General features: G+C 73.7%; 12 protein-coding genes. 8 read left to right on the forward strand and 4 right to left on the reverse strand.

Annotation, left to right across the window (positions count from 1 at the left end):
• Positions 1-763: coiled-coil domain-containing protein (locus ACFV5N_RS18430; protein WP_385600721.1), on the reverse strand; the 763-nt coding region annotated here is incomplete at its 3' end.
• A 107-nt stretch (positions 764-870) separates the two neighbouring features.
• Here ACFV5N_RS18430 and ACFV5N_RS18435 point away from each other — a divergent pair.
• From ACFV5N_RS18435 to ACFV5N_RS18450, 4 genes are all read left to right on the forward strand, one after another.
• Complete coding sequence (locus tag ACFV5N_RS18435; RefSeq protein WP_385600724.1) at positions 871-1,419, forward strand: GNAT family N-acetyltransferase; 549 nt, start codon at positions 871-873, stop codon at positions 1,417-1,419.
• Between the two features lie 64 nt (positions 1,420-1,483).
• Positions 1,484-2,905, forward strand: a complete 1,422-nt coding sequence (gene lpdA / locus ACFV5N_RS18440) for a dihydrolipoyl dehydrogenase (protein ID WP_385600726.1) — start codon at positions 1,484-1,486, stop codon at positions 2,903-2,905.
• Between the two features lie 74 nt (positions 2,906-2,979).
• Positions 2,980-4,230, forward strand: a complete 1,251-nt coding sequence (locus ACFV5N_RS18445) for a sensor histidine kinase (protein ID WP_385600729.1) — start codon at positions 2,980-2,982, stop codon at positions 4,228-4,230.
• Positions 4,227-4,916 carry a response regulator gene (locus ACFV5N_RS18450; RefSeq protein ID WP_385600732.1) on the forward strand — a complete coding sequence of 230 codons (690 nt, stop codon included), beginning with the start codon at positions 4,227-4,229 and terminating at the stop codon, positions 4,914-4,916. Before ACFV5N_RS18445 ends, ACFV5N_RS18450 begins: the two co-directional genes overlap by 4 nt.
• Before the next feature lie 20 nt (positions 4,917-4,936).
• Here ACFV5N_RS18450 and ACFV5N_RS18455 read toward each other — a convergent pair whose 3' ends face one another.
• On the reverse strand, positions 4,937-5,164 hold the full coding sequence (locus tag ACFV5N_RS18455) for a hypothetical protein (protein ID WP_385600734.1): 228 nt from the start codon (positions 5,162-5,164) through the stop codon (positions 4,937-4,939).
• Here ACFV5N_RS18455 and ACFV5N_RS18460 point away from each other — a divergent pair.
• Complete coding sequence (locus tag ACFV5N_RS18460) at positions 5,163-6,086, forward strand: ATP-binding cassette domain-containing protein (protein ID WP_385600737.1); 924 nt, start codon at positions 5,163-5,165, stop codon at positions 6,084-6,086. The genes ACFV5N_RS18455 and ACFV5N_RS18460 overlap by 2 nt on opposite strands.
• Entirely contained in the window at positions 6,083-6,826 is a 744-nt protein-coding gene (locus ACFV5N_RS18465) for an ABC transporter permease (RefSeq protein WP_385600740.1), read from the forward strand. Before ACFV5N_RS18460 ends, ACFV5N_RS18465 begins: the two co-directional genes overlap by 4 nt.
• 51 nt (positions 6,827-6,877) lie before the next feature.
• On the opposite strand, the gene ACFV5N_RS18470 is transcribed toward ACFV5N_RS18465, so the two are convergent.
• Positions 6,878-7,738: a SigB/SigF/SigG family RNA polymerase sigma factor gene (locus tag ACFV5N_RS18470; protein ID WP_385600743.1), complete on the reverse strand. Its 861-nt coding sequence runs from the start codon at positions 7,736-7,738 to the stop codon at positions 6,878-6,880.
• A gap of 264 nt (positions 7,739-8,002) precedes the next feature.
• Here ACFV5N_RS18470 and ACFV5N_RS18475 point away from each other — a divergent pair, with 264 nt between their 5' ends.
• Positions 8,003-8,413 carry a DoxX family protein gene (locus ACFV5N_RS18475; protein ID WP_385600746.1) on the forward strand — a complete coding sequence of 137 codons (411 nt, stop codon included), beginning with the start codon at positions 8,003-8,005 and terminating at the stop codon, positions 8,411-8,413.
• 82 nt (positions 8,414-8,495) lie between these two features.
• Positions 8,496-9,671, forward strand: coding sequence for a MarP family serine protease (locus tag ACFV5N_RS18480; RefSeq protein WP_385600748.1), 1,176 nt, complete (start codon positions 8,496-8,498; stop codon positions 9,669-9,671).
• On the opposite strand, the gene ACFV5N_RS18485 is transcribed toward ACFV5N_RS18480, so the two are convergent.
• A complete protein-coding gene (locus ACFV5N_RS18485) occupies positions 9,668-10,270 on the reverse strand; it encodes a histone deacetylase (protein WP_385600751.1) in 603 nt (200 codons plus the stop codon). The genes ACFV5N_RS18480 and ACFV5N_RS18485 overlap by 4 nt on opposite strands.
• Positions 10,271-10,364: the final 94 nt, after the last annotated feature.

Below are 10,364 nucleotides of genomic sequence, written 5' to 3' on the forward strand. Positions count from 1 at the left end.
GGGTGTACGTCTCCACCGGCGCCACCCAGGACGCCCCGCCGCCGGCCGGTTCGGCCAGCTCCTCCGCGTCGCGCACCGCGCTCGCGCAGTCGCCGCCCGCCGGTGCGGGCGGGGCCGGCAGCGGGGCCGCGGACCGCTGCCGGGCGGCGCGGGAGGCCCGGGCCTCCCGCTCGGCCCGCAGCGCGCGCGCTTCGGCCAGCCGCTCCTCGGCCGCCGCCAGCTTCCGCCCGACCTCCTCACGGATCTCCCGCTGCCGCTCGGCCTCCTGCCGCAGCCGCTCCTGGGTGCGGGAGGCGCGCAGCTCGTCGCGGGCCAGCGCCGCCTCGGCCTCCAGCACCTCGTCCAGCAGCCGGCGGGCGGCGAGGTCGCCGCGCTCCAGCAGGGACACCCGGTGCAGGAAGATGTCGGGGGAGTCGGCCAGTATCAGCCGGGCCAGGCCGCCGGAGCCCGCCGAACCGGTGCGGTACTGCTCGCGGGCCCGCTGGCCGGCGATGTCCCGCAGGCCGGAGAGCCGCTCGCGCTCCGCGTCGAGCCGCTCGCGCAGCTCGGCCAGTTCGGCGCGCTGGTCGAGTTGCCGCCGGCGCAGCCGTTCATGGGTCGCGCTGGCTTCGGCCGCTTCCGCCCGCAGGGCCCTGACCTCCTCGGTCAGGGACTCGGCCGTCACCGGGGGCTTGGCCACCGCCCGGGGGAGGACCGGAGAGGCGGCGGCGAGCACCACCGCGAGGACGACCCCTCGCTGGAATGTACGGATTCGCTGACGCACGCCGCCGATGCTGACCCCCGGCAAACCGTTCCGCCGGTGCTGACACACCTTCAGCAGGCAACCGGAACCCGGATGCCGTAGCCGCGCCCGGCTGTCAGGATGACGCCATGACCGCACCGCAGATCGTGCACACCGCGTACCTGGAGCCCGCCACCCGGACGGAGCTGCGGGCCCTCCTCGACGAGGCGTTCGACGGCGAGTTCAGCGACGAGGACTGGTCGCACACCCTGGGCGGGCTGCACGCGCTGATCCGGGCGGCGGACGGCCGGATCATCGGCCACGGCGCCGTCATCCAGCGCCGGCTGCTGCACGGCGGCCGGGCGCTCCGCACCGGCTACCTGGAGGGCGTCGCCGTACGGGCCGGACACCGCGGGCAGGGGCACGGCGCGGCCCTGCTCGCCGCCCTGGAGGACATCGTGCACCGCGCCTACGACCTGGGGGCGCTCAGCTCCTCCGACGACGCCCACGCCTTCTACGCCGCGCGCGGCTGGCAGCGGTGGCGGGGCCCCACCTCGGTGCTGACGGCCGAGGGCCCGGCCAGGACGGCCGACGACGACGGCGGGGTGTACGTCCTGCCGGTGGGCGCGCCGGCCGGACCGCCGCTCGACCTCGGCGGCGCACTCTCCTGCGACTGGCGGGACGGCGACGTGTGGTAGGGGCGGCGTAGGGTCGGTGGCACAGCCATCACAGTCACCACTTCATCCAGAAAGCGTGAGACGCATGAGCACGCACTATGACGTCGTCGTCCTGGGCGCCGGGCCCGGCGGCTACACCGCCGCCGTCCGCGCCAGCCAGCTCGGGCTGCGGACCGCGGTCATCGAGGCGAAGTACTGGGGCGGGGTCTGTCTGAACGTCGGGTGCATCCCCTCCAAGGCCCTGCTGCGCAACGCGGAGCTGGCCCACCTGTTCACCCACGAGGCGCAGACCTTCGGCATCAGCGTCGAGGGGCGGGTGAGCTTCGACTACGCCGAGGCGTACCGCCGCAGCCGCAAGGTCGCCGACGGGCGGGTGGCCGGCGTGCACTATCTGATGAAGAAGAACGGCATCACCGAGTACCAGGGCCGGGGCACCTTCGCCGACGACCACACGCTGCGGGTGGACCTGAACGACGGCGGGTCCGAGACCGTCACCTTCGACCACTGCATCATCGCGGCCGGGGCCACCACCAAGCTGCTGCCCGGCACCAGCCTGAGCGAGCGCGTGGTCACCTACGAGGAGCAGATCCTGGAGTCGGAGCTGCCCGGCTCGATCATCATCGCGGGTGCCGGGGCGATCGGCGTGGAGTTCGCGTACGTGCTGGCGTCTTACGGCGTCAAGGTGACGATCGTGGAGTTCCTGGACCGGCTGGTGCCGCTGGAGGACGCGGACGTCTCCAAGGAACTGGCCCGGCAGTACCGCAAGCTGGGCATCGAGGCGCTGACCTCCACCCGGGTCGAGTCGATCGACGACGGCGACCCGTCCGCGCCGGTGCGGGTGACTGTGACCCGCGCGGACGGCACCCGCCAGGTGCTGGAGGCCGACAAGGTGCTCCAGGCCATCGGGTTCGCGCCCCGGGTGACCGGCTACGGCCTGGAGAACACCGGGGTACGGCTCACCGACCGCGCCGCCATCGACGTCGACGGGCGGCTGCGTACCTCGGTGCCGCACATCTTCGCGATCGGCGACGTCACCGCCAAGCTGATGCTGGCGCACGCGGCGGAGTCCATGGGCATCATCGCGGCCGAGACCATCGCCGGGGCGGAGACGATGGAGCTGGACTATCCGATGATCCCGCGCGCCACCTACTGCCAGCCGCAGATCGCCAGCTTCGGCTGGACCGAGGCGCAGGCCAGGGAGCAGGCCGAGGCCGAGGGCTGGGACGTGAAGGTGGTGAAGTTCCCCTTCACCGCCAACGGCAAGGCGCACGGCTTGGGGCAGGCCACCGGCTTCGTCAAGATCATCTCGGACGACACGCACGGCGAACTCCTCGGCGCCCACCTGATCGGGCCCGAGGTGACCGAACTCCTGCCGGAGCTGACCCTGGCCCAGCAGTGGGACCTGACGGTGCACGAGGTCGCCCGCAACGTCCACGCCCACCCGACCCTGGGCGAGGCGGTCAAGGAGGCGATCCACGGGCTGTCCGGCCACATGATCAACATGTGACGGATCCGGCGCACGGGCCGGCACTACTCCCCGGGGAGTACGTGCCGGGGAGCCCGCGACCGTACCGTGGGGGTGTGCTGAAGCGGTACGGGCGCGGGCGGCGCGCCCCGGTGATGCGGGACGTGGCGCTGAGCGCCGCCGTCGGCTGCTTCACCGCCGCCGACCTGGGCGCGGACGTGCCCGGCTCGGGCGACGCCGACGCTTTCAGCCGGCTGGTCTTCGGCCTGGTGATCGCCGGGCTGCTCGCCCACCGGGCGGCGCCGCTCGCCTCGGCGGCGGTCACCGGCGCCGGCTCGCTCACCTGGACCCTGTACGGGCACATCGGCGAACTGCTCAACCTGCCGGTGATGGTCTCCCTGTACTTCGTCGCCCTGTCCGGCACCCGCCGCCGCTCGGTACGGGTCGGGGCCGTCGCCGCGCTGCTGTCCGCCGGGGCGGCCGTGCTCGCCGGGCGCGAGGACGGTAACGCGGTGCCCTCGCCCGTACTGGAGATGCTGGTCCCGCTGGTGCCGCTGCTGCTGGGCGAAGCGGTGCGCGGACGGCGCGAACTCACCGCCCACTACGCCGACCGCGCCCGGCGCGCCGAACGGGAACGCGAGCGGGAGGCCGCGCGCCGGGTGCGCGAGGAGCGGATGCGGATCGCCCGCGACGTCCACGACATCGTCGCCCACACCGTCTCCGCGATGACCGTGCAGGCCACCGTCGCCCTCGACGCGCTGGAACGCCGGCCGGAGATCGCGCGCGGTGCGCTGCTCCAGGTGCGCGCCTCGGGACGCGAGGCGGTACGGGAGCTGCGGGCGACGGTCGCGGTACTGCGCGAGAGCGACGACGGCGCCGCCGGCCCGGACGCCCCGGCGCCCGGACTCGCCCAGCTGCCCGAACTGATCGACCGCGTCGCCGGCGACCGGCTGCGGGTCGCCCTGCGGGACGACCGGCAGCCGGACGGGCCGCCGCTGCCGCCGGTGGTGGAACTCGCCGCGTATCGCATCGTGCAGGAGGCGCTCACCAATGTGGTCCGGCACTCCGCCGCGCGGAGCGCCGGGGTGCGGATCGGCCGGCGCGGGCACGGCGGGGCGGCGGAGCTGACCGTCGAGGTGGTGGACGAGGGCCCGCCCCGTTCGGCGCCGGGCGCGCCCGGGTTCGGGCTGCTCGGCATGCGGGAACGGGCGGCCACCATCGGCGGCACCCTCACCTGCGGCCCGGCCCCGGGCGGCGGCTTCCGGGTCACGGCCGTCCTGCCAGTGCCGGCGCAGCCCTTGGAGCCGGTGCAGCCGGTGGAGGAACACAGCGGGCCGGGCAGCCCGGGGGAGCGGGGACGGCGATGACCGGCGGCGGCGTACGGCGGATCCGGGTCGTCCTGGCCGACGACCAGCCGGTGGTCCGCGCCGGGTTCCGGGCGCTGCTCGACCTCACCGACGACCTGGCGGTGGTGGCCGAGGCGGCCGACGGCGACCGCGCGGTCGAGGCGGTGCGCACCACCCGCCCCGACGTGGTCCTCATGGACATCCGGATGCCCGGGACGGACGGCCTGGAGGCCACCCGCCGGATCGCCGCCGACCCGGACCTGACCGGGGTACGGGTGCTGGTGCTGACCACCTACGAGGTGGACGAGTACGTCTTCCGCGCCCTGCGCGCGGGCGCCGCCGGTTTCCTGCTGAAGGACATCGACGCGCCGGAACTGCGCGCGGCCATCCGCACCGTGGCGGCCGGCCACAGCCTGCTCGCCGCCTCGGTGACCCGCCGCGTCATCGAGGAGTTCGCCCGCCTCGGCCCCACCGGAGGCGCGGCACCGCAGGAACACCGCCTCGCCGTGCTGACCGACCGCGAACGCGAGGTCCTGGCCCTGGTCGGCGCCGGCCTGACCAACCAGGAGATCGGCACCCGGCTCCTGATGTCCCCGCTGACGGCCAAAACCCACGTCAGCCGCACGATGACCAAACTGGCCGCCCGCGACCGCGCCCAACTGGTGGTCCTGGCCTACGAAACCGGCCTGGTCCGCCCGGGCACCTGACCCGCTGGGGCCCGCGCGGGTCAGGCCGCCCGGCCGGAGAACGTGACGTCGGAGGTCTCGCCCGGCACGAGCCGCGGGTCCACCTGCGCGTCCAGCGCGTGGGCCAGGCGCGGCAGCAGCGTCGGGTGGAAGGTGTCGGGGTCGTTCCCTCCTCCGGGGGACAGCTCTCCGCTGCGCCCACCGGAGTAGCGGCCGACTCCCCCGGGAGGATTCGGGGGGCGGCGGGTGCTTCGTAGCGTCGGCCGCATGATGGAAGTACGGGAACTGACCAAACGGTACGGGGACAGGACCGCCGTCAGCGGGCTGTCGTTCGTGGTGCGGCCGGGGCGGGTGACCGGGTTTCTGGGGCCCAACGGGGCCGGGAAGTCCACCACCATGCGGATGATGCTCGGTCTTGACGCGCCCACCTCCGGGAGTGTGCTGATCGACGGGCTGCCCTACCGGCGGCTCGCCGAACCGCTGCGGACCGTCGGATCGCTGCTGGACGCCAAAGGGGTGCACGGCGGGCGGTCGGCGTACGCGCATCTGGCCGGGCTCGCCGCGAGCAACCGCATTCCGCGCCGCCGCGTGGACGAGGTGCTGGAGCTGACCGGCCTCGATCCGGCGACGGCCCGCCGCCGGACCAAGGGCTTCTCGCTCGGGATGAGCCAGCGTCTGGGTATCGCGGCCGCGCTGCTCGGCGATCCCCGGGTGCTGATCCTGGACGAGCCGGTGAACGGCCTGGACACCGAGGGCATCCGCTGGATCCGGGAACTGCTGAAGTCGCTGGCCGCCGAGGGCCGCACCGTGTTCCTCTCCAGCCATCTGATGAGCGAGATGGAGCTGACCGCCGACCATCTGATCGTGATCGGCCGCGGGCGGCTGCTCGCGGACACCTCGGTGAAGGAGTTCATCGCCGCGCACTCCCGGGCGCACACCGTGGTCCGGGTCGCCGAGGGCGACACGGAGCGGCTGCGGGACGCCCTGGAGGGCGAGCTGCGGGCCCGGGTCAGCCTGGACACGGGCGGCGGCTGGCTGGTGGAGGGGCCGCGAGCGGCGGCGATCGGGGAGCTGGCGCGGGAGCGGGGGCTGGCGCTGCACGAGCTGACGCCCCGGTTCTCCTCGCTGGAGGAGGTCTACACGGCGATGGCCCGGGCGTCCGTGGAGTACGCGGCGGAGGTGACCCGGTGAACGGTTTCGGCGCGGCGCTGGCGTACGAGTGGATCAAGTTCCGCAGTGTGCGCTCCACGGTGTGGACGACGGCGGTGGCGGCGGTGCTGCCGGTGCCCGGGGCGGCGTTCGTGGCCGCCACCGGGTCGCTCCAGCCGGACGACACGGTGCTCGGCGGGTCGCTGACCCTCACGGTCCCGGCGATGATGCTGGCCGCCGTGGTGGGGGCGCTGGTGATGAGCGGCGAGTACGGGCACGGCACCCTGTGCACCAGTTTCGCGGCCGTTCCGCGCCGTGGCATGGTGCTGGCCGCCAAGGCGGTGCTGGTGGCCGGGGTGCTGTACGTCCTGGCCCTGCCGGCGGTGACCTGCGCCTATCTGGTGGGCGACGCGATGCTGGAGGAGGGGTACGCGCAGGGGGAGCCGATGCCGGCGCTGCTGGGGGTGGCGGCGGCGTTCTCGGTGGCCGGGCTGCTGGGCCTGGCGGCGGGGACGCTGCTGCGGCACGCGGCGGGCGCGGTGACCACGGTGCTGGCGGTGCTGCTGCTGCCGGCGATGTTCGGCCCGCTGTTCGGCGATGCGCAGCGCTGGGTGGCCGGGATGTCGCCGACGGCCGCGCTGGAGAAGCTGATCCAGTCCTCCGACGCCACGGCCGAGGCGGTCGGCTCCCTGGGCGCCTGGCCGTCGCTGCTGCTGGTGACCGGCTACGCGGCCCTCGCCCTCACCGCCGCCGCCGCGCTGCTGCGGCGCCGGGACGTGTAGCCGCGGGCGGGGGTGTGCGCGCGCACCCCGCGCCATCCTGTTGTCCGGCGTTCAGTGGCGACCGGCGCCCTCGTCGTCGCCGCTGTCCCGGTCCTCCTCGATCTCCTCCTGAAGGCGTTCGCAGATCCGGGTCAGCAGCCGGGACACATGCATCTGGGAAATACCGAGCTGATCCGCGATCTTGCTCTGCGTCAGCTCGTCGAAGAAACGGAGATAAAGAATGCGCTGTTCCCGCTCGGGCAGCCGCTTGAGTTTCGGCTTGACCGCTTCCCGGAACACGACCTGGTCGAATCCGGGATCGGGAACTCCGAGGGTGTCCTTGAGGGAGTAGCCGTCATCCGTGCCCGGGAGTTCGGCGTCCAGCGACAGCGGACTGTAACTCTCCAGGGCTTCGAGGCCGGTCGTCACCTCCTCCTCGCTGAGCCCGCTGAACTCGGCCAGTTCCTCCACCGTGGGCCGCCGGTCGTCGGGCCGGCACTCCAGCTGCCGGCTCGCCGCCCGTACCTGGTTGCGCAGTTCCTGGGTGCGCCGGGGAACGTGCACCCCCCACAGGTGGTCGCGGAAGTGGCGCTTGACCTCCCCGACGATGGTGGGCACCGCGAAGCTCTCGAAGGCGCAGCCGCGCCCCGGATCGTACCGGTGCACCGCTTTGACCAGGCCGAGCGCCGCCACCTGTTCCAGGTCCTCCAGGGACTCGCCCCGGTCCCGGAAGTTGCGGGCCAGCCGGCCGGCCATCGGCATCCAGGCGCAGATCACCTCCTGGCACAGCTCCTCCCGCTCCGGCCCCTCCGGCAGGGCGGCGATGCGGTCGAACTGGCGCGAGGTGTCCGGGGCGTCGTCGTGCGGATGCCGGCCGCGCCGGTGGCGGGGCGGGACGGCGGTGGGGGACGCACTGCGTGCGGACGTGCTCATAGCACCTCCCTGGAGGACGAGGGCAGTCGGTCAGCTACTCTCGGTTGCTTCCGCAAGATACTGCGGCAATGCCATTCCCCCGAGGATTCCCCGACCATCCACGGCACTTTCCCCCCATGCCCGGACCACCGGCCCATAAACCCCGGACGGCGGAACTCCGGGCTGAAGATGCGGGGGCCGACCGGCGGATATACGGTGGTTGCTGCCCGGCTTCATCCCCGATCCCCGTTCCTTCCTCCTCCGCAATTCCTGGAGGTTTTCGGCATGGATGTTCTCGTACTGATCGGCCGGATTCTCTTCGTGCTGCTGTTCCTCGGGTCGGCGTTCAATCACCTGTCGCAGAGCAAGGCGATGGCGGGGTACGTCGAATCCAAGGGCCTGCCGTCCGCGGGCAATCTGGTCCTCGGATCCGGGCTGCTGATGCTGCTCGGCGCGATCAGCGTCGCCTTCGGCATCTGGGCCGACCTCGGCGCGCTGCTGCTGGTGATCTTCCTCGTCCCGACGGCGTTCCTCATGCACGCCTTCTGGAAGGAGACCGACCCGGCCGCCCGGCAGAACGAGATGACGCAGTTCCTCAAGGACCTGTCGCTCGCCGGCGCCGCGCTGGCGCTGCTCGGCCTGTTCGCCAAGGCCGGCAACGATCTGGGACTGACCATCACCGGCCCGCTCTTCTGACCGGCGGCCTCGGGCCGCGAGGCGGACATCAGGAACCACCGGGACATTCACTGGCGTTCCACTCATGACGGAAGGGGCCACGGTGAATCTGCTCGATGTCATCCTGGTGCTCGCCGCCCTCGGCTTCGCCGTCTCCGGCTACCGGCTCGGCCTGGTCGCCGCCCTGCTGACGCTGGCCGGTTTCGTCGGCGGAGCGGCGCTCGGCGTGTGGGTGCTGCCGCTGGTGGTCGGGCACATGGTGCCGGGCACCCTCACCGTCACGCTCACCGCGCTGCTGCTGGTGCTGGTCCCCGCCGCCGTCGGCCAGGCGCTGGCAGGGGTGCTCGCGGTACGGCTGCGGGACGGCCTCACCTGGACCCCGGCCCGCTGGCTGGACGGAGTGGGCGGTGCCGCGCTCAACGCGGTGGCCGTCCTGCTGGTGGCCTGGATCGCCGCCAGCGCCCTGATCGGTTCGCCCTACCCGGGGCTCAACCACGCCATCCGGGACTCGCGGGTGCTGACCGGCGTGCAGGACCGGATGCCGGACCAGGCGCCCACCTGGTTCAGCCGGGCCACCGAGGCGCTGGGCCAGGCCGGGTTCCCCCGGGTCTTCAACCCGTTCGAGAGCGACCGGTCGGCCCTCGACAGCGCCACCGTCCCGATCTCCGACGAGGTGCCGGCCGCCGCCCAGCAGGCGGCGGAGGAGAGCACCGTCAAGATCGTCGCCACCTCCGGGGACCAGATCCAGGAGGGCAGCGGCTTCGTCTTCCACGACGAACTGGTGATGACCAACGCCCACGTCGTCGAGGGCGCGCTCACCCAGACCGTGCAGGTCGGCGGCAGCGGCACGACCCAGGAGGCCGATGTCGTGCTCTTCGACCCGGAGACCGATGTCGCCGTCCTCCGGGTGTCCGGGCTCACCGCCCCCACCCTCGACTTCGCCGGCGACGCCGCCCGCGGCGACACGGCGGTGGTGGCCGGCTACCCCGAGAACCAGGGCCTGGACGTACGCGCCGCCACCGTCGCCGGCCGCACCGACGCCCGGGGGCAGGACATCTACGGCACGAACGTGGTGACCCGCGACGTGTACACGCTGCGCGCCACCGTCCGCCCCGGCAACTCCGGCGGACCGCTGCTCACCACGGACGGCAAGGTCTACGGCATGGTCTTCGCCCGCTCCTCCACCGACGGCGACACCGGCTACGCGCTGACCGCCGACCAGGTCAAGCCGCAGGCCGAGGAGGCCGTCAAGGCCGCGGAGGGGAGCGGCAGCCGCTAGGACGCGTCGCCGGTGTCCTCGCCCGTCAGCACCCGGGTCACCGCCCGTGCCGTCCAGTGCCCGGCGGCCCCCGGGCAGGACGCCAGATAGCCGGCCGTGCGTTCCGGCGGCCAGCCGTGCGCCTCGGCGATGCCCGCGCCCAGCCGGCGCAGATAGCGCGCCGACGGCGGCACCGGCGGCACCTCGCCGCGGGACCACGGCGCGGTGAACGTCAGCAGCGGCAGCCCGTCCAGCGACCCGGCCCGCACCAGCGTCTCGTACCGTCCGGGCCCCAGCCGGTCGCGGCCCTCCCGCAGCACCCGGCGCAGATCGAGATCGGTGCCCGGCTCCCGGAACATCTCCTGGTGCGCGATGTCCGAGAACTGACTCACCGTCAGCAGATAGCCGCGCGCCGGGACCCGGCCCGGCGCGTCCGGGTCGTAGAAGGCCCGCCCGCCGCCCCACACCGGTGAGCGCGTGGCGAAGTACAGGGCGCCGGGCAGCCACACGGCCCGGGTGCTCGCGGGCGGGCGCGGATCGCGGCAGCCCGGGTACGTACGGTCACCGCCGTCGGCCGACCGGCCGCCGCGCAGATACGCCGCCAGCCGCGCCCGGTGCATGTTCGATCCGTACGCGGCGTACCACAGCCGGGACACCCCGGCCGAGGACGCGCCCGGGTCCGCCGCGGGCTCCGTCACCGCGCGCCCCGGGGCC

Source organism: Streptomyces sp. NPDC059853 (assembly GCF_042731495.1).
Taxonomy (GTDB): domain Bacteria; phylum Actinomycetota; class Actinomycetes; order Streptomycetales; family Streptomycetaceae; genus Streptomyces.